Origin of the sequence: Thalassotalea sp. PLHSN55 (assembly GCF_052030545.1) — a bacterium.
GTDB lineage: Bacteria > Pseudomonadota > Gammaproteobacteria > Enterobacterales > Alteromonadaceae > CANMXU01.
This window is the reverse complement of record NZ_JBPDIH010000007.1, coordinates 288172-308427: the sequence shown is the minus strand read 5'-3', so window position 1 is coordinate 308427 and position 20256 is coordinate 288172. Positions and strand designations below refer to the sequence as shown.

17 protein-coding genes are annotated in these 20256 nt (G+C 39.6%); 8 read left to right on the top strand and 9 right to left on the bottom strand.

What is annotated here, in order from left to right; all coding sequences use genetic code 11:
* Positions 1 to 586 precede the first annotated feature (586 nt).
* Positions 587 to 3712 (top strand): S8 family serine peptidase, encoded by a 3126-nt coding sequence (locus tag ACRRSQ_RS15395; RefSeq protein WP_440876651.1) that lies wholly within the window; start codon positions 587 to 589, stop codon positions 3710 to 3712.
* Between the two features lie 517 nt (positions 3713 to 4229).
* Here ACRRSQ_RS15395 and ACRRSQ_RS15390 read toward each other — a convergent pair.
* Positions 4230 to 4817, bottom strand: coding sequence for a PEP-CTERM sorting domain-containing protein (locus ACRRSQ_RS15390; RefSeq protein ID WP_440876650.1), 588 nt, complete (start codon positions 4815 to 4817; stop codon positions 4230 to 4232).
* Positions 4818 to 5151: 334 nt separating this feature from the next.
* Positions 5152 to 6027 (bottom strand): CDP-diacylglycerol--serine O-phosphatidyltransferase, encoded by an 876-nt coding sequence (gene pssA, locus ACRRSQ_RS15385; protein WP_440876649.1) that lies wholly within the window; start codon positions 6025 to 6027, stop codon positions 5152 to 5154.
* Positions 6028 to 6236: 209 nt separating this feature from the next.
* Here pssA and ACRRSQ_RS15380 point away from each other — a divergent pair, with 209 nt between their 5' ends.
* On the top strand, positions 6237 to 6674 hold the full coding sequence (locus ACRRSQ_RS15380) for a hypothetical protein (protein ID WP_440876648.1): 438 nt from the start codon (positions 6237 to 6239) through the stop codon (positions 6672 to 6674).
* Between the two features lie 112 nt (positions 6675 to 6786).
* On the opposite strand, the gene clpB is transcribed toward ACRRSQ_RS15380, so the two are convergent.
* The 3 genes from clpB to rluD form a co-directional block, all read right to left on the bottom strand.
* Positions 6787 to 9360 carry an ATP-dependent chaperone ClpB gene (gene clpB / locus ACRRSQ_RS15375; protein ID WP_440876647.1) on the bottom strand — a complete coding sequence of 858 codons (2574 nt, stop codon included), beginning with the start codon at positions 9358 to 9360 and terminating at the stop codon, positions 6787 to 6789.
* 161 nt (positions 9361 to 9521) lie between these two features.
* Positions 9522 to 10277 (bottom strand): peptidoglycan editing factor PgeF, encoded by a 756-nt coding sequence (pgeF, locus tag ACRRSQ_RS15370; protein WP_440876646.1) that lies wholly within the window; start codon positions 10275 to 10277, stop codon positions 9522 to 9524.
* Positions 10264 to 11238, bottom strand: coding sequence for a 23S rRNA pseudouridine(1911/1915/1917) synthase RluD (rluD, locus tag ACRRSQ_RS15365; RefSeq protein WP_440876645.1), 975 nt, complete (start codon positions 11236 to 11238; stop codon positions 10264 to 10266). The genes pgeF and rluD overlap by 14 nt, the downstream gene beginning before the upstream one ends.
* 150 nt (positions 11239 to 11388) lie before the next feature.
* Here rluD and ACRRSQ_RS15360 point away from each other — a divergent pair, with 150 nt between their 5' ends.
* Positions 11389 to 12150 carry an outer membrane protein assembly factor BamD gene (locus ACRRSQ_RS15360; protein ID WP_440876644.1) on the top strand — a complete coding sequence of 254 codons (762 nt, stop codon included), beginning with the start codon at positions 11389 to 11391 and terminating at the stop codon, positions 12148 to 12150.
* 90 nt (positions 12151 to 12240) lie between these two features.
* Here the strand turns inward: ACRRSQ_RS15360 and glnB are convergent, their stop codons facing one another.
* Entirely contained in the window at positions 12241 to 12579 is a 339-nt protein-coding gene (glnB, locus tag ACRRSQ_RS15355) for a nitrogen regulatory protein P-II (RefSeq protein WP_440876643.1), read from the bottom strand.
* Positions 12580 to 12877: 298 nt separating this feature from the next.
* On the opposite strand from glnB, the gene nadE reads away from it, so the two are divergent.
* The 3 genes from nadE (at position 12878) to ACRRSQ_RS15340 (ending at position 15231) form a co-directional block, all read left to right on the top strand.
* Positions 12878 to 13708 (top strand): ammonia-dependent NAD(+) synthetase, encoded by an 831-nt coding sequence (gene nadE, locus ACRRSQ_RS15350; protein WP_440876642.1) that lies wholly within the window; start codon positions 12878 to 12880, stop codon positions 13706 to 13708.
* Positions 13709 to 13827: 119 nt separating this feature from the next.
* Entirely contained in the window at positions 13828 to 14388 is a 561-nt protein-coding gene (locus ACRRSQ_RS15345) for a GspH/FimT family pseudopilin (protein ID WP_440876641.1), read from the top strand.
* A 285-nt stretch (positions 14389 to 14673) separates the two neighbouring features.
* Positions 14674 to 15231 (top strand): GspH/FimT family pseudopilin, encoded by a 558-nt coding sequence (locus tag ACRRSQ_RS15340; RefSeq protein ID WP_440876640.1) that lies wholly within the window; start codon positions 14674 to 14676, stop codon positions 15229 to 15231.
* A gap of 388 nt (positions 15232 to 15619) precedes the next feature.
* On the opposite strand, the gene ACRRSQ_RS15335 is transcribed toward ACRRSQ_RS15340, so the two are convergent.
* The gene (locus ACRRSQ_RS15335; protein WP_440876639.1) at positions 15620 to 16102 is read right to left on the bottom strand and encodes a YajQ family cyclic di-GMP-binding protein; all 483 of its coding nucleotides are present in this window, start codon (positions 16100 to 16102) and stop codon (positions 15620 to 15622) included.
* 165 nt (positions 16103 to 16267) lie between these two features.
* On the opposite strand from ACRRSQ_RS15335, the gene ACRRSQ_RS15330 reads away from it, so the two are divergent.
* Entirely contained in the window at positions 16268 to 16615 is a 348-nt protein-coding gene (locus ACRRSQ_RS15330; protein ID WP_440876638.1) for a VanZ family protein, read from the top strand.
* Positions 16612 to 17514, top strand: a complete 903-nt coding sequence (locus ACRRSQ_RS15325) for a ketopantoate reductase family protein (RefSeq protein ID WP_440876637.1) — start codon at positions 16612 to 16614, stop codon at positions 17512 to 17514. The genes ACRRSQ_RS15330 and ACRRSQ_RS15325 overlap by 4 nt, the downstream gene beginning before the upstream one ends.
* A 171-nt stretch (positions 17515 to 17685) precedes the next feature.
* Here ACRRSQ_RS15325 and thiI read toward each other — a convergent pair whose 3' ends face one another.
* Both thiI and ACRRSQ_RS15315 read right to left on the bottom strand, forming a co-directional pair.
* On the bottom strand, positions 17686 to 19140 hold the full coding sequence (thiI, locus tag ACRRSQ_RS15320) for a tRNA uracil 4-sulfurtransferase ThiI (protein WP_440876636.1): 1455 nt from the start codon (positions 19138 to 19140) through the stop codon (positions 17686 to 17688).
* A 168-nt stretch (positions 19141 to 19308) separates the two neighbouring features.
* On the bottom strand, positions 19309 to 20256 hold the full coding sequence (locus tag ACRRSQ_RS15315) for a flagellar motor protein MotB (RefSeq protein ID WP_440876635.1): 948 nt from the start codon (positions 20254 to 20256) through the stop codon (positions 19309 to 19311).

Here is a 20256-nt window from a genome sequence, read left to right as displayed (position 1 = left end):
CATTTTAGACATTTTCATCTTGGCGTCAACTCTTTTTTAAGAAAAAACGTAATTTGACGTTTGTTTGCTTTTATTTTATACAGCCTGCTTATTTTTAATACTCATACGCATTTTAATCGTCCGAATTGGGCTAACTTTATTAATAGAAAAGAAAAGACAGCAATAAGGCACCAAATAGCTAACAACAATAAGACCAAATATTAGTCTGTCAAAAATTTTTACACTGTCGACAAAGCCGTTAGATGTAGTTTTTCCGAATTATATTTTGCACAAAACAAAATAACATAGAAATAATTTATTATACCTAAAAGGAATAACAGTTTTACCGAACATAAATCAATCATGTGTTTTTTTTAAGCGACTAGAGATTTGCAATGCTGTATAAAAACTTTACACAGTTGTTACAAACTGAGTTTATTTTTAGTTTCAGCTAGCCTAAATACTAGGCTTCAGCGAACTGTTTACATATTTTTAACAAAGGCATTATATTTGCTTAACTTTTTGCCTCGCTAAGTTTCATTCACGATTAACACCGAATGAACCTACTTAGGTATAGCGAAGAAAATAACAATAATTGGAGAAAGAAATGCAAATTAAAAGATCCATACTAGGAAGTTTTATTACATTAGCACTAGCATCCTCGGTTACATACGGTGTTAACGCCAATGAAATATCAATTGATCGAAGCAAGTTAAATAGTACAGATAACCATTCAAGTTCCAAGCAGAAACCAATTAACTACATTGTGCAATTAAAAGGTAAAAGTGCAATTGCCCACGCGCAAGATCTTGGAGAGTTATTACCCACTAACCAATTGGTCGCAAACACAGGGAATAGATACAATGCTAAAACGCCAGCAATGGTTGCCTATACTAGGTCGTTAGAAGCTCAGCAGAAAAAAGTTGCCGGCAGCATTGGTTCAGTCAATATACTTCACTCCTTTAAGCATACCTATAACGGCTTTACTGCCAGACTTAACGCAAAACAAAAAGCTCAGTTAGAGTCACACCCTGATGTAGCAGGCGTGTGGGAAGATAGACTTGAAAAAGTTAATACTTCAAATACACCTGAATTTTTAGGTTTGTCAGGCCCAGGAGGTCAACATACTCTTAATATAAAAGGTGAAGATGTCATTATTGGCATTGTTGATACAGGTATTTGGCCGGAAAACCCAAGTTTTTCAGATGATGGTTCATATTCTGATCCCGCATCTTTAGGTTGGCAAGGTGAATGTGAAACAGAAAATGATCCTGAATTTGCCTGTAATAATAAGCTTATTGGTGCACGTTATTTCAAATCGAGCTTCGAAAGCGTTTATGAAATTCAATACGAATTAGGTGAGTTTGAATCACCACGCGATGCTGACGGCCATGGCAGTCACACCGCTGGTACCGCTGGTGGTAACGAAAATGCGGCAGCCATGCTTGCAGGTTTACCTGCTGGTTTTGTCACAGGTATGGCACCTCGCGCAAGAATCGCAGCCTATAAAGCATGTTGGAATAGCGACTATGTTAGCCCTGAAGGTGCAGAAGAGCGCGGTTGTTTCTACGGCGATACTATGGCTGCAATCGACGCTGCGGTAACTGACGGTGTTGATGTTATCAACTACTCTATCGGTGGCAGTAGAACAGATTTAACCATTCCATCTACGGCAGCAATGCTAAGTGCTACACAAGCAGGTGTATTTGTTGCAGTTTCCGCTGGTAACAGTGGACCCGACGCAGAAACCGTAGGTACACCAGCCCCTTGGGTGACCAGTGTAGCAGCATCAACCTATAATGGTACTTCTGTTGTTATCGGAAAAGTCCTTGAGGTTAATTCAGATCTTCTTGAAGAATCTGGTTTGATTTCTATTCCAGCTGAATTTGCACCTGATGCAAATGGCTTGTCAGGTGAATTAGCATTAGCTGAACCCGTTGAGGCGTGTAATGAAGCACCATTAACTAATGCTGAGGAACTTGAAGGGAAAATCGCACTTATTGCGCGTGGAACTTGTGCTTTCACGGAAAAATTCCTTAACGCTCAAGCTGCAGGTGCAACTGGCGTAGTTATTTATACCTACGATGGTACATCTCCATTTGCAATGGGCGGTTCTGATCCTGCAGTTGCCATTCCTGGCTCTATGATTTCATTTGCTGATGGTCAAGCATTAACAGCAAGTATTGCAGAGTCAAGTACATCAGTGACTTTTAGCAATACCGATATTACAGGTGAAGCATCAGAAGTAGGTAATATTATGGCGTCGTTCTCTTCACGAGGACCAAACCTTAATACTTATGATGTTATCAAGCCTGATATTACCGCACCGGGTGTTAAAATATTAGCGGCAACAACATCTGCCCCTATGTTTGGTAGTCAAGGTGAGACTTTCAAGTATTTACAAGGTACTTCAATGTCTAGCCCTCATATCGCGGGTATTGCTGCTTTATTTAAAGAGTCGAACAGTGACTGGACACCAGCTCAGATAAAATCTGCGATCATGACAACCGCTCGTCAAAACTTAACCAAAGAAGATGGCAGCACACCTGCAGATCCTTACGATTTTGGTTCAGGACACGTTGACCCAGTTGCAGCAATGAACCCAGGTTTATTATTTGACTTAAATATTGGGGATTATCTAGCCTTCCTTTGTGGACAAGAACAAGATGATTTTGTTGAAGCTCGTGGTACTAGCTGTGCTGAATTAGAAGAACTTGGGCATAGTGAAGACGGTAGCCAGTTAAACCTACCTTCTATCGCAATTGCTGAGCTAATTGAACCTGAAACGATTTTTAGAACCGTAAGTAATGCGACAGATGTTGCCTCTGAATATACTGCAACTATTGAAGCGCCAGAAGGTTTTGAAGTTAGTGTGACAACCTTTGACGCACTAGGCGATGAAACTGAAGGCAGCACTTTGAACGTTTCAGCCAGTGGCAATGCAAGCTTTGCCGTTTCTTTTGCCAAAACAGAAGCCGTTGAGTCTGACGTGTGGAAATTCGGTGCAATTACTTGGACAGATACAGCTGGTCACTCAGTTCGTATCCCATTAGCCGTAAAAGCTAAGCCGGAGGTTAAAATTGTTGTACCTGCCTCAATTTCAGGCGAAATGAAACGTGGACGTTATCGCTTTCCTGTACAAATGTTGTACTCAGGCAATACATCTATTGATTACACAGGCTTAGTTGCACCATTTGGTTCAGCTGGTGTAGTGGCTCAGGATCCTGATGCAAGCTATTCATTTAATGAAGAAGGTCTTGGCTTTCACGGTTTCCTAGTTGCAGAAGGTACAAAAGTCGCGCGCTTTAGTTTACGTGATGCTTTAGTAGACGCCGAAGGTGCTGATATAGACATGTATGTATATCGTTGTATTGGATGGGATTGCGCCCTAGTGGGTCAATCATTTAACGGTGGTTCAAATGAAGACGTAATTCTAACCGATCCAGAGCCAGCAGATAATGCAAGCAATGGTGACTTGTACATTGTATTTGTTCACGGTTGGGGCATAGGCGCAGAGTCTACCAACTACACTATGATGGGTTGGATTGCTGATCAACCTGACCGAGCAACTCGTGTTATTTCAAGTCGACGTGCTGTGAAAGGTCGCTTTAACTATACCACTATTTTATCGCGCGGCTTAACGCCAGGCTTTATCTATATGGGTGGCGTAAGTTATTATAATGACGAAGGTGAAAAAGAAGGCACGACAGTGCTAGAGTTAGTAAATCCTTAATCACTTATAAGCATTAATATATCTAAGCCACCTGCGGGTGGCTTCTTTATTGCGACTTCATTTATGAATAATTTTCTATCGACTGGTTAACACGCGAAGTGAACCATACATTTAACGCATGGCACTAAGTTTGACTTGCCATTCAATCGCTAGCTATTTAATCGCTAGCGATTGACCTAAAGTTACGATAGAGAGTTTTCTCAAACCGGGCATTGCTCAAATAAGTGTTGTGCCAATATAGGTATAGAAGGGAAATAGTTTTAAGATTTCCTAGATAAAACATTGAGCTTTATGTTTGAGGCTTATCGATTAATACTCACCACATGCCGTTTATGACTTACCGCTTGCGGCTTTTTACTTATTACTTACTTTTTATCCTTTATCACTTACCGCTTCTTACTTACCACTTACCGCTTATAACTTACCGCTTGCGGCTTTTAACTTATCGCTTACCGCTTTTTGGGCATAAAAAAAGGCTTTACCGAAGTAAAGCCTCATTCATCAAAAAATAATGAGTCTATGCTGATTTACGACGAGTCACTAAAGCGAGTAATCCTGCAAATAACATAATTAAGGTTGAAGGCTCTGGTACTGACACTTCACCGAACTTTAAAGTACCAAATTCATACAGGTCACCACTTGCAGAAAAAACATCAAAGCTGCCGTAACCATCGTCAAACGCTGTATCGATATAACCATTAAATTCATAAAATCCGTAAGTATCTTCCGATAGGTCAAAATCAAGCGATTCAATACCCGCATACCAGTCATTAGGGTTAACAATGGCACTAAAGAAACCAAAATAGCTAGGGTCACCTAACAAATCAGCAAACCCTTCGGTGATCATATCAAAACCAAATAGATTAAATTCCACCCATTCGTTTACTTCTGCTTGCTTAACGAACTCACCTAACACGTCATCCCATACTTCATATTGGTCTGCGCCGTGAGTATTAATCGTGATAGAGCCAATTAACTCGAACTCATCAACACTGTCGTAACCGGCATCATAAAATATTTCTTGAGTGATGATAGTTGCATTTGCGGCTCCAGCAAAGGCAAGTGACAGCGATAAAAAAATGCGTAACACTAATTTGTTTAACATATGGCTTCCTACTTGTTGTTATTAATTTTAATGGCAAAAGTTTTGCGACACTCGATATTAGCAAGTACTAGACCAAAACAACTATCAACATATAAAACAAAGAGTTATGAAGAAACACGGCGTATATTAACATCTTGTTAACTTTAGTAAGCGATAGTGTAAAAAAATCCGACACTCGAAGAAATCTTTTAATTAGCAGACTTAATAACACAGTTGTAAAATGACAAGCTCTACACGTGCAGCTTCACAAACTATCGCACATAAAAAAAGGAAGCCTAAGCTTCCTTGGTATTGAATATTTCAACTTAGCTACATAACTAAGCCATAGCCAACTTTATTTTTTATCAGACGATTCAGTAGTTTCTTGCTTGGCTTCTTTGCTTTCGTTATTTGCTTTACTACTGTCTTTATCTTGAATTGGCTCTTTCACTGATTCAGAAAAGTCAGCATCAGCGGTATCATCACCAACAACGTGTTCTAACTTTAAACGCTTGACTGAACGAATTGTGGTCACAGGCCCTGAGCACGCATATAAAACAAATATCGCTAGTAGTAACTCAGCCGGACTTGCTGCTACAACAACAAACACTAATACAATGAGCAGTACAACAATAAAGTTAACCTTGCCTTTCCAGTCAACATCTTTAAAGCTGTTGTACCTGAAATTACTGACCATTAATAAACCCGTTAATATCGTAATTAAGCCAACGATAAAACCGTAATCTTGTCCGTCTATTTGATATTCGGTGCCAACCCAGACCAAACTTGCAATAACAGCCGCAGCCGCAGGGCTCGCTAACCCTTGGAAATAACGTTTATCAGCAACGCCCACTTGAGTATTAAAGCGCGCTAAACGCAATGCCGCCGCAGCAACAAAAACAAACGCCGCTAACCAGCCAAATTTACCCATACCTGATAATGCCCAGTTATATGAGACAAGCCCAGGCGCAATACCAAAAGAAACCATGTCGGCCATACTGTCGTACTCGGCGCCAAATTCACTTTGGGTATTGGTCATTCGAGCAACACGCCCGTCTAAGCCATCAAAAATCATTGCAATAAAAATTGCTACAGCGGCTTGAATAAAATGCCCGTTCATTGAAGAAACTACCGCGAAGAATCCGGAAAAAAGACCGGCAGTTGTTAATAGGTTTGGAAGTAAATAAATACCACGATTTGGCGTATTTTCTGCCGAATGTTTATCGCTCATTAATGTAAAGCCATATATTAAAAATCAAGAAAAGTGGCTTAATTTACCATAACATCCAAACCTAGGTATAGAATTATTAATGTCTTTATCGTCGTTCTATGGTGAATAAAATTTGTAAACTACAGATAGTGTTGTTATAAGAATAAGTAAATAAAAATAAAATTTGCTGATATTAAAGAAGTTTTATCGCGTAATTTATAGGAAATATTATGTTTTACCGTTTTAGCACTATTGTATTATTACTTTGCTCTGCCACCGTTTGGTCAGCTGAGATCACGGTATATCGATGGGTAGACGATAAAAATATAGTCCACTTTAGTCAACACCAACCTGCGCACGATAACTATACTGAATTGACGATGGCACAAGCAGTGCAAGTGTCACAAGAAGTAAAAACACCAAGTGTACAACAGCAACTTGATGCCCCGCTTGCTAGTACAGAGACTCAAGAACCAGAAGCTAAATCGGTACAAGAAGAAAGCTCAGAGAAATGTGCTGCTGCTCGTTTAAATTTAAAAACCTTAGCGACTTTCGATAAAATTCAATATACCGATGCAAATGGCGATATCAAAGTACTCACCAATCAGCAAAAAAATCAACAACAAGCATTAGGTGAAAAACAAGTAGAGGTTTATTGTAATAACTAACGCTCAGGGCTGTTGAACTTTCGTATTTATTTTGAACAAAACTGCACTTCGAAAGGCCAACATTTCCTAGTTATTACAATCTACTTGCTCGATTACCTGCAATAGTTAAACACTAATGATTAAACACTAACTCATCATGTTCGACAGTCACACTGATGGTGCTGCCTTCATGGTAATCTCCTGCCAATAGTTTTTGCGCCAGCGGGTTTTCCACGCGTTGTTGAATCGCCCTATTTAACGGACGTGCGCCAAATAATACGTCAAAGCCTGCGCTAGCAATCAACGAAAGTGCTTCAGGCGATACGTCTAAATTCAGATTTTTCTCTTGTAACCTTTTTGCTAACGCATTAATTTGAATCTTAGCGATCTGCTCAATTTGCTCTGAAATTAACGGATGGAAAACAACAGTTTCATCAACACGGTTAATAAACTCAGGTTTAAAATGATGACTAAGCTCTGCCATCACGTTTTCTTTCATTTCTTGATAATGACTGTCATCACCAAAACTTTGAATAATATCTGAGCCAATATTAGAGGTCATAATAATGACGCTATTTTTAAAGTCGACCGTGCGACCCTGGCCATCGGTTAATCTGCCGTCGTCTAATACTTGCAACAGAATATTAAAAACATCGGGATGTGCTTTTTCAACTTCATCAAGTAAAATAACGGAATACGGTTTACGTCTAACCGCTTCGGTTAAATAGCCACCTTCCTCATACCCGACATAGCCAGGAGGCGCGCCAACTAAACGTGCAACTGAGTGTTTTTCCATAAACTCGGACATATCAACACGGATCAAGGCGTCTTCACTATCAAATAGAAAATGCGCTAATGCTTTGGTTAACTCAGTTTTACCGACACCTGTTGGGCCAAGAAATAAAAATGAGCCTATCGGTTGATTAGGATCTGACAAGCCTGCACGTGAACGTCTAATCGCATTAGCTACAGCAACGACCGCTTCTGATTGGCCTATCACTCGCTTATGCAAATTATCTTCCATTTGCAGTAGTTTTTCTTTTTCACCTTCGAGCATTTTAGCAACAGGAATAGCGGTTGCACGGCTAAGCACGTCAGCAATTTCAACATCGGTCACTTTATTTTTAAGCAAGTTCATTTCTTGCATTTCAGCTTGAGAGGCTAAATCGAGTTGCTTTTCTAGTGCGGGAATTTTTCCGTACTGAAGCTCAGACATCTGATTAAGATCGCCCGCTCTACGCGCGGCTTCCAATTCAATTCGCGCTTGTTCTAACTCAGTTTTAATGGCTTGAGTACCGTGAATGGCCGCTTTTTCCGTTTTCCACACTTCGTCAAGTTCATCGTAACTGGCTTGGCATTCATGTAAATCATCGGAAATGAGTTTTAATCGTTTTTTTGACGCGTCATCCGGCTCTTTTTCTAAAGCGCGTTGTTCAAGTTTTAACTGAATAATACGGCGATCTAAGCGATCTAAATCTTCAGGTTTTGAATCCATTTGCAAACGGATACTCGACGCCGCTTCATCAATTAAATCAATGGCTTTATCTGGTAATTGTCGATCGCTAATATAGCGGTGTGACAACGACGCAGCTGCAACGATGGCAGGATCGGTAATATCAACATTATGATGTAATTCGTAACGCTCTTTTAAACCACGTAAAATGGCAATGGTATCTTCAACGCTAGGCTCATCAATGAGTACTTTTTGGAAACGGCGTTCAAGTGCCGCATCTTTTTCAATGTACTGACGATATTCATCTAACGTTGTTGCGCCAACACAATGTAAATCGCCACGCGCCAGTGCCGGTTTTAACATATTGCCCGCATCCATCGCGCCATCAGTTTTACCTGCGCCAACCATAGTATGAAGCTCATCGATAAATAAAATAACCTGCCCTTCTTCTTTCGACAGCTCATTTAGCACAGCTTTTAAGCGCTCTTCAAATTCACCGCGATATTTAGCACCCGCAACCAATGCGCCCATATCAAGTGATAATACGCGTTTATTTTTCAAACCTTCAGGTACTTCATGATCAACAATTCGTTGTGCTAAACCTTCAGCTATTGCCGTTTTACCAACACCTGGGTGACCAATAAGTACGGGATTATTTTTAGTACGACGTTGCAGCACTTGAATAGTGCGACGAATTTCATCATCACGGCCAATAACCGGATCTAATTTGCCTTCAACTGCACGCTCGGTTAAATCAACCGTATATTTATCAAGCGCCTGCCGTACATCTTCGGCATTTTGATCATTAACTTTTTCACCACCACGAACGTGTGAAATTGCATCTTTTAAACGTTGTTTATTTGCGCCAAGCGACTTTAAAATTTGACCAAGTTTGCCTTTATCTTCAAGCGCCGCTAATACAAATATCTCTGATGAAATAAATTTATCACCTAACTTTTGTGCATATTTATCGCAAAGATTAAGTAAATTGCCCATCGCAGACGACAATTGAACTTCACCGCCAACACCTTCCACCTGCGGCAAACTTTGAATGGCGTTATCAACTTGAGTTCGTAGCGTGAACACGTCGATGCCAGCACTTTTTAGTAGCGGAATAATGCTACTGGCATTTTGATTAAGCAGTGCCATCATTAAATGAATAGGTTCGATAAATTGGTTATCGCGACCAAGTGCTATTGACTGCGCATCAGAAATAGCAATTTGTAAGGCTTGAGTAAAACGATCTAAACGCATAAGAAGTCTCCTATAACTTAACAACCAAGTTACTGAATATTGATAACTATTAAATAAGGTTGATTATTGTTTTTTTCAAGCAACTGTTTAAGTTTGAGATGATTTATCGCAATGTTACAGCGACAATTCGATAACTGATAGCCTATATAACTGAGCACTTATCATGGCAAACACGTGATCACTGTCGCCATGCGGCCAGTCACATTTTCTCGTCGATATGAATAATATTGTTCATCGTCTAAATAAGTACAATCACTTAATGCAGAAATAGTCTTCACGCCGAGTTGTTGCAACTGTATTCGCGCAATAAAGTGAAGGTCGGCAAAGTACTTGCCCGGTACATGAGGCACAAAAGCCTCAGCAAATGCAGAGTTTTGCTCAACAAACATATCTTTAACTTCTTGGCCAACTTCAAAAGCAGTTTTGCCAATGCAAGGCCCTAACCATGCGCGAATTTGTTTAACATCGCTTACCATTTTTTCTAGGGTATTGCCAATAATGCCAGCTGCTAAGGGTCGCCAGCCGCCATGAATTGCCGCAACTTCACTACCATTTTCAGCCGCTAATAAAATAGGTAAACAGTCGGCGGTCATCACCGCTAAACTGATATTTTTTTTATTGGTAATGGCGGCATCAGCAGTAAGTGCTTTAGCTTGTGCATGTTCAACATAAGCAACGTCGCTGCCATGTACTTGATTTAACCATTGAATTTGGCTGGTTTGAGGTAAAAATTGGCTAAGTGTTTGTCGGTTGGCTTGGGTATCTTCCGGTCGCTCATTAACATGAGTACCTAAATTAAAATGCGAAAAAGGTGCACTTGAACCAGACAAGCCAAGTGGATGTTGCCGAGTAGTAATAAAGGCCAATACATTATCGATTGGCCAGTTCACGTAATTAAATGCTTTAGTAGTCTTCACTTGCATTCAGTTTAGTATCTTCTTTTAAACACTGAATTAATTGTTGGAAGTCTTCTGGAATTTCAGCACGCCATGTCATTTGCTCACCCGTAATTGGGTGGAATAATGAAAGCATTGCCGCATGCAGTGCTTGACGCTTAAAGCCTCGAAGCATTTCCAATAATTCTGGCGTTGCATTTTTTGGCGGTCTTGGGCGACCACCGTAAACAGGATCACCCACTAAAACATGATTAATGTGCGCCATGTGAACACGAATTTGGTGAGTACGTCCGGTTTCTAGACGTAAACGCAAACGTGTATGTAAACGATACTTTTCCATTACACGGTAATGAGTAACAGAAGGACGTCCTGAAAAAGTAACCGCCATATGAGTACGTTTTGTCGCGTGTCGGCCAATAGGCTCGTCAACCACACCACCTGCGGTCATAATGCCACAAGCAATAGCTTCATATTCACGGGTTATTTCGCGTGCTTGTAAAGATTCAACTAAATTAGTTTGCGCTGCAATCGTTTTAGCAACCACCATTAAACCTGTGGTGTCTTTATCTAAACGATGCACAATACCTGCTCGAGGAACCACATCAAGTGATGGACAATGATGCAGTAGCGCATTTAGCACTGTACCATCAGGGTTACCAGCGCCTGGGTGAACAACCAAACCTGCAGGTTTGTTAATCACTAAAATATCGTCATCTTCATAGACAATATTTAATGGAATGTCTTGTGCTTCAAAACGTTGTTCAGCTTCAACTTCTGCATCAATAACAATGCTTTCACCGCCATACATTTTTTCACGCGCTTTAGTTAAGACTTGGCCGTTTACCGAAACCTTCCCTGCTAAGATCCAATCTTTTAATCGTGATCTTGAATAATCAGGAAACATTTCCGCGATTGTTTGGTCCAACCGTTTACCTAAACATGATTCTGGAACCACATCTTTATGTTGAATTATTTCAGCCATTAAACTCTCTTATCAATTAGCGCTGTGCAAGGCAAGTGTGCTAGGTTAGAATGCTCAAAACCTAGTCTTGTACAAAAAAGACTATTTTACCCCTTTCTGAGGGGCAAAGATAATAATTTTAACTAAACCAACGTAGTGATTTTGAAATATATGGAAAAACTAACCATAAAAATGATGTTATTGATGTTAGCCCTTGGGTTAGCAGGCTGTTCTTCTTCTGATGAAGCTGAGCTTGAGAAGGTTCCTGACAAGTCGGCGCAATCTTTGTTAGTTGACGCTAGAGCGGCACTTGACAGCGGTTTGTATCAAAAAGCGATCCAAATATTATCAGCAATAGACTCTCGTTTTCCTTTTGGGCCTATTTCACATCAAGTTCAATTAGATTTAATTTACGCTTATTATAAAAGTGGTGATGCAGCACAAGGCATCGCACTAACCGATAGATTTTTACGTTTAAACCCAACCCATATTAATATTGACTATGTCTATTACATGCGTGCACTTATTAATATTGAAACCGAGGTTAATTTATTCCAAGATCTTGCCGGTATTGACCGTTCAGATCGCGACCCTACCGCATCAAAATCAGCATTTAACGACTTAAAAACTATCGTGACCAAATACCCCGACAGTAAATATGCCGCTGACGCTCGCAAACGCATGTACGCAATTAAATCGCGCTTAGCACAGTACGAAATTGCGGTGGCAAAATTCTACTTTAAACGTGAAGCCTATATTTCCGCGGTAAATCGCGCTCGCTACGTAGTTGAATATTATTCGCCAAGTGCTGAAGTTGAAGATGCATTAGTGATGATGATTGAGTGTTATGAAAAACTTGGCTTAGATGATTTGAAAGCCAACGCTAAACAAGTATTAGTGGCTAACTACCCAGACAATAAACTAATACGCTAATTATTGTTCTGTAGGTCAAATTCTAGATAAATAAAAACGCCGCGCTATTAATTAGCGCGGCGTTTTTTTAAATGATTTTAAATTCTACTATTAAATAGCGGTATCGTTTTCTTCACCCGTCCGAATACGAATAACACGCTCGACTTCCGTGATAAATATTTTACCATCGCCAATTTTACCTGTTTGTGCGGTTTCCATAATCGCATCAACACAGCGGTCAACATCTTCATCACCGATAACAATTTCAAGTTTTACTTTAGGTAAAAAATCAACCATGTATTCGGCGCCACGGTATAATTCAGTGTGACCTTTTTGGCGACCAAATCCTTTTACTTCAGAAACCGTCATACCCGTAATGCCAATTTCGCTTAAAGCTTCACGTACGTCGTCCATTTTGAATGGTTTAATAATCGCTTCTATTTTTTTCATCTTAATATTCCAATGTTGACTTAGGGCTGGAGAATTTTCAGGCGCACTACTCGCTGAACAATAAACAGGCCTCGACTTAAATTAATAATAACAGCATACCTAACCGACAACAAAAAGAGTACAGCTATCCGTAAATTTAAATCAATTTTTTGCTAATTTAAGATAATGATAATATTCAAACATCGACGAAATTTGGTACACTGATGTTCATTATTGGTTATTTGTTAGTAATTAAAGACTAACTAATATCAGCCCGCATCTCGTAATACCATTAACTCTATAAAGCACAAGGCAAGTTATGAACGCGCAATTCATTATTGAAGAAATGAAAGTTTTACCGCAAATAGACCCTGATTTTGAAATTAGAAGACGTATAGACTTTATTAAAAATACCCTACTCAGCTCTGGTTTAAAATCACTAATTTTAGGCATTAGCGGTGGTGTAGATTCTTCAACATGCGGGCGTTTAGCACAATTAGCTATTGACGAGTTAAATCAAGAACATAACAACGAGTACCAGTTTATTGCGATGCGTTTACCTTTTGGCGTGCAAGCGGATGAAGACGACGCCCAGTTAGCGTTAAGCTTTATTCAGCCAAGCAAATGTTTAACCACAAATATTGAAGCCGGCGCACAGGGCATTCATCAAGAAGCCGTTGCGGCACTTGATAACGCTGGTGCTTTATCTGCTTCAGAAAGCCAAATTGATTTTTCAAAAGGTAATGTAAAAGCTAGAACTCGCATGGTAATGCAATACCATATTGCCGGCATTGTTGGTGGTTTAGTATTAGGTACTGACCATTCAGCAGAAAATATTACCGGATTTTTTACCAAATGGGGTGACGGCGCGTGTGATTTAGCCCCTTTATTTGGTTTATCTAAACGCCAAGTAAGACAACTTGCGCAAACCTTAGGTGCGCCTGAGTTATTAATACATAAAGCGCCAACAGCTGATCTTGAAGACTTAGACCCGGGCAAGAAAGATGAAGACGCGTTAGGGTTAAGCTATAACGAGCTTGACGATTTTCTAGAAGGCAAGCCGGTATCAGAGCAAGTATCCGCTAAAATCATTAAAATTTATCAAGCGACTCAGCACAAACGTGCGCCAATTCCTACCATTTACGACTAAGCGCTTAATTGACGCTTAAACCTAGCAAGAAAAAGTGAATTTACGCAAAAATTAATTCGCAAGATAAATCGTTAGCAGCTATAACTAAAAAGCGATTAGCTGCTAATAAAGGATTTATTATGCATAAAAGTAAAGGACTTACCTTGATAGAACTTATGGTAACAATTGCAATTGTTGCCATATTAACCACACTTAGCGTGACCAGTTTAAGCGGGTTTCTTATTGAAACACGTGTCGATAATGAAATTTCACAACTCCACCGTTTATTACTTTCTGCCCGTAACTTTGCCATAAACTCTGGCAGAAACGTCACGGTTTGCCCACTAAATTCTGCCAATGCCTGTAGCACGCAATGGCAAGAGCCAATTAGCGTATTTATCGATTTAAATAATAACCAATTGTTTGAACCACAAAACAATGAATTGGCGATTAAGGTCAAAAGTGCGATCCGCGAAGGCGATCAACTCATTTATGCAAAATATCGCAATAAAGTGGTCTATCAACCAACCGGGCAATTAAGCGGTTTAAGTAACGGTACTTTTCGTTATTGTCCAAAAGGCTTTCAGGAAAAGTCTCGCGGTATTATTGTTGCTCGCTCGGGTCGTTTGTATATGACCACAGATATTGACCACGACGGACAGGATGAAAAAAGGCAAGGCGGCGAAATAGTCTGCCAATAGTGGTTTAACTTAAGCACTAGCGAGATCCAGTCGATAGTGCTATAAATACCTAGGTAACCTGAGTTCCGTTTAAGAGATGTTTAACTAGTTGAAATATATCATTCTATTTTTCATGTTAACATCTAGCTTGTTAGTTTTGCTTAATTCAAGGCAAATTTACGCGCCAATAGCTAGCCTATTGCAAGTGAATTTAACGCGGAAGTAAGTAAAAGTAGCTGCTAGAGAAATATTTGTTAAACCGAACTCAGGTTAGGTAATATGCAGTAGCCTCACTTGGGTAATATTATGTTAAACAAAAAGTCACAGCTTAAAACACGTCAAAAAAATCAAGGTTTTACACTTGTTGAATTAATGGTTGGAATCGCAATTGTTGCCATTTTAGCAGCAGTCGCACTGCCAAGCTTAAATAATTTGCTAGTCGGCATGCGTGTTGACGGGCAAATATCTGAAATGCAACGCTTACTATTAACCGCTCGTAATATTGCCATTAATACCGACAATAATACCAGCGTTTGCCCATTAAATTCAGATGAAGATGCCTGCTCTGGCAGCAATAACTGGTCAGGTATTATCGGCGTGCTTAATGTTGATGGTGTTATCAAAACAAAGTCTGCGATAAATACAGGCGATCAATTGGTGTTTAACACCGACTCGGTAGTATATGCACCAACGGGGCAAACCGTTGGCGACAGTACTGGCACATTTCGCTATTGCCCTAATGGATATGCTGATGAAAACCGTGGTATAGATGTTTCTAGCTCTGGTCGCACTTATACTAGCGCAGATACCGATAACGACGGCAAAGACGAAAACCGTTCAGGTGACGAACTGACTTGCAGCTAAACTATTACATTTAAATTATTGCTTGGCTGATAAAAGCTAACCAAGCAATAATGTTCACTTTAACAAACTAGAGCGTGTTGATCTTTGCTGTTTGAATTTTGTTCGAGATAAAAGCGTTTTAATCGCGGCGTGAGGTTTGTTGCCTAGTCACCTAAGCAAAACACCTCACACAGGTTACTAGTTCCAAACGTAACCTAAGTACCTACATCCATGTAGGCAACAAAGAGTAAAAGGCTTTTAGCCGAATCCTTCGGACAGCGTTTGTTGTCATTTATACGGTGTTGGTGCTTTATCATGTGGAATAACCACACATCAAAAGCACCGCCTTGTATAAATACCCAACAAACGGCTGCAAAAACAAACTTGAAAGTTCAACACGCTCTAACAATTAATCTTTAAAATTTTCAAATTGAAAAGATTGCTCTAAGTCGGCGTCGCGCACTAATTTCATCACCGCTTGTAAATCATCACGCTTTTTACCTGTGATACGTAATTTATCACCTTGTATCGCCGCTTGAACTTTTAGTTTGCTATCTTTAATTAATTTAACTAATTTTTTAGCCACAGGCTGTTCAATGCCTTCTTGAAAAGAAACGGTTTGGTTAACCGTTTTACCAGAAAATGAAGGTTCACCTATTTTCATAGCTTTGGCATCAATTTGACGCTTCATCAATTGCGCACGCAAAATATCGGTCATTTGCCTTAATTGAAAAGATTCTGCCGCTTTCACGGAAATATTTGGTTTTTTCCATTCAAAGCTCGCCTCTACTCCTCTAAAGTCAAATCGAGTTGATAGTTCACGATTACAGTTTTCTGTCGCATTACGAACTTCTTCTAAATTAATTTCAGAAACAATATCTAATGAAGGCATAAGGATTCTCTTTATCACGATTGATTAAATTTAATGGCGCGTATTTTAACAAACTCTTTTATGATCGCCAAAGGGTTATGTCACCTCGCACAAACTATTAGTGCATGTTAAGATCAATACCCTAGCCTTACGATCATATTGTTATTTAACGATTATTTAAAACAGATGAATTATCGCCCTTACCTGCCACTTATTATCAGCTTGCTTCTTAGTGTACTTTTGTACTTTTCGCCGCTATTACCATTGTTATTAAAAATAGCTGCGATAGATAAGTTAGGACATTTTATTGGCTTTTTCTTTTTAACTTGGTTGGTCTATTTAATTGTCGACGGGTCTTTACTGGCAATGAGTTTATGCTTGTTGCTATATAGTGGTTTAACTGAACTTGGTCAGCATTTTCTTGGATTTCGAAATGGTGAAATGAGCGACTTTATAGCCGATGCTTTAGGTATTGCTTTCTTTGTAATGATGCAATTAATTTTTAATAAATTTTCGAAAAAGGCGGCAGCATGAATATCGTTATTGTCGGTCAAGGCGCAATAGGATTACTGTGTTATGCGCATTTAGTAAAAAGTGAACCATTGCGCCTTAGTTTACTCGCCTCACCTAGTTTTAATGAGCGCCAATTTACTTTTACCAATATAGATGGCAAAGACGAAACTATAGCGATAACGCTAGCCAATAAAGAAACACTTAAACAAGCAGACTTAGTGATTTATTGCGTAAAAGCCTACCAACTTAACGATGCATTAGCCGCTCACCAAGCATATATTGGCAAGACAGCGGTTATTGCCCTAGCTCACAATGGCATGAGTAGCTTAACGGAATTACCCGAAGCTATTCAAAAGCAACCCATTTTAGCCATGCTATTTACCCACGGTAGCAAAAAACTAGCTAAGGATCATATTGTACACACCGGTGTTGGTCAGGTTGATATTGGCTGTGTTAATAACACCGTCGATATCGACTTTAAGCAACAACTTATGCAATTGTTTAATCAGTACTTTGCTGAAATATTTTGGCATCAAGATATTAAAGCAAAACAATGGCTGAAATTAGCGATCAATTGTGTGATCAACCCATTAACTGCTATTTATGATGTAGAAAATGGCGCTATCACTAGTGGGCAATTTACCGCTGTGACACATACACTATTGCAAGAAATTGTCGAAGTTGCAAAGCATCAGCAAGTCTCATTAGACTTAGCAGAGCTAGAAAGTACTGTGCAAAAGGTTGCCAAAGCAACAGCCCGAAACTGCTCTTCAATGCGCGCAGATATTCTGGCGAACAAGAAAACTGAAATCGATTATATTAATGGCTATGTGGATAAATTAGGCAAGTTATACCAAGTCAATACACCAGAAAATAGTCGTTTATGGCAAGCGGTTAACAAGCTAAGCGGTAAGCGGTAAGCGGTAAGCGGTAAGCGGTAAAAATTTTGGCGATTAAACAAAAAATGGCAAGTCCTTTTGGGGCTTGCCATTTTTATCTTTTAACTTGCAGCTTTTAGCTTTTTACTTGAAGCTTTTAACTTACAGCTTCTAGCTTTTTACTTATCACTGCGAACTTGCAGTTTCTAGCTTCTAAGGACGATAAACTTTTACGTTAGTAAAGCCGTTATCAATTAAGTATAAGGCTTGTAGTTTACTCATTACGCCGCGGTCACAATATAATAAATATTCTTTTGATTTGTCTAAATCACCAAATTGCGTACCTAATTTATAAAACGGCATATGAATAACCTCGACACCTTCAATGTCTAACGGGCTTTCGTCTTCTTCTTCAGGGCTGCGAATATCAACAACAACTGAGTTTTCATTAAATTGCGCAACTTCATCAACCGCATGAATTTCTTCTTCGGTTGCATCGCCAATATCACGAATATCAAAAATACGCGTTTCTTCAACCACTTTGTCTAAAATGCCAAAATCGAAGTTACCTTCTTCCGCTTCAACTTTTGACAATACCGCTTTCACCGTTGGCTTTTTCGAGATAACACCACAGTATTCAGGAATAGTTTTGGCAAAGTCTTCAGTGCCTATGTTACGAGCGATGTCGATAATATCTTGTTTATCAAAAGCGGCTAATGGTCGTAAAATTAAGGTATCGGTAACACGGTCGATCACATTTAAGTTGGTTAATGTTTGGCTAGAAACCTGCCCTAAACTTTCACCAGTAACTAATGATTGAATACCACGTTTTTCAGCAATTTGTGCCGCTGCGCGCATCATCATTCGTTTAAGTACCACGCCCATTTGGCCGTTTTCTACTTTTTCTAAAATTTCAGCAACTACTGGTTCAAAATCTACCGCGAAAAACTTAATGCGATGTGAAGCGCCAAATTTATTCCACAAGTAGTAACTGACTTGCTTAACGCCCACTTCGTGCGCAGAGCCACCTAAATTAAAGAAACAAAAGTGCGTGCGAGCACCTTTTTTGATCATTTGATAACTGGCAACACCTGAGTCAAAACCGCCAGACATTAATGACAACACATCTTCTTGGGTGGCAATAGGGAAACCACCTAAACCTTTATGGGTTTCGGTGACAATAAATAAGTCATTGTTTTTGATTTCTAAACGAATGGTTACGTCAGGCTTTTTAAGCTTTACGCTAGCACTTTCTACGTTCTGGTTTAAGCCACCGCCAACATATTGTTCAACTTTTAATGAGTTAAACTCATGCGTGCCGGTACGTTTAACACGTACACAGAAACTTTTATTTTCAATGGTTTTAGCATGAACCGCTAAAGTTTTTTCAAAAATGTCATGAACATCAGTGAAGTCCATTTTTTGCACTTCAATAAACTGCGAAACACCAGGAATGCACTTTAATGTTTCAATTAACGCTAAACGGTTTTCAGGGCTGTCATTTTTGGTATTAACTTCAATGTTATCCCAGTTAGCACGTGAGGTAAGTTGGTCATCAACGCGGCGCAAAACATTTTTAATATTAGACTCTAATATTTTAGTAAAACGTTTACGTACAGGACGGCTTTTAATCGCAATTTCAGCTTGCGGCTTAACAATGAACTTCATTTAATATAACACCAAGAATTAAAGTGGCGCGCATTATACACTAATTGCTAGAAGAACGTCAGTAACAAAGATGATTATTAAAGCAGCTAATAATAGCAACTGAATTCATTGGTATAACAAAGCCAATAGTTTGCTACTGAGCAAGCAAACTACTGGGTATTGGTAGAATTATTCTTGATTAATCGAAATAGGATCTGACTGTTTTGCCTTACCCTGATTAATTGAGATTTCAACGCGGCGGTTTCTTCGGCGATTAAGTGCGTTGGTATTTGGCACCAATGGTCTGGTATCTGCGTGGCCAACAACCAGTAAACGACTTTGATCAAAGCCTGGCACGGTCACTAATTCATGAGCAATGGCAACTGCGCGTTTACTTGATAAATCCCAATTAGAGGTAAAGAGCTCAGAGCTGATACCGCGATTGTCGGTATTACCTGCCACCATAATTTCGCCCGGCACTGTGTTTAATAGCTCACCAATTTCACGAATAATCGGCTTAAACTGCGGTTGTAAAAAGGCAGATCCTGACGGGAATGAACCATTTTCACGAATGCGGATCACCACTTGCTGACCAAGCGATTCAAGTTCAATCGCTCCGTCTTGAATTTGTTGTTCTAACTGCTTAGCAATTTTTTTCACTAGCTCGTTAATCTGCTCTTGCTGCGCCTGCTCTTCCATTTCTTTCGCTTTTTGTGCAGCTTGAGCTGATAGTTGGTCAGCGGTACTTTGTGATTGCCCACCACGTTCAGTACCACGTTGTTCTTGTCTACCACCAGCAGATGTTTCGTCACCCGCTTGAAATTCCAACATTTGTTGTGTCATTTCAATAGTTTGCTGTTGAATAACTTCAATGGGTGTTGGCTCTGGCTTACCCGGTCGAAACTCTTGCGCAATAATACTGGTGCCTTTGGGAATATCTTTTACTTCAATTTTATTTTGTACACCAAACGCAAATTTCATCGAGCCAGCAATTTGCTTAAATTTCAGTACATCCATTTCAGAGAAAGATAACAATAGAACAAAGAAACACATTAATAACGACATTAAGTCGGCAAACGTCCCCATCCATGGCGGTAGCCCAGGAGGTGGACACTTACACTCAGGAGGATTCGACAT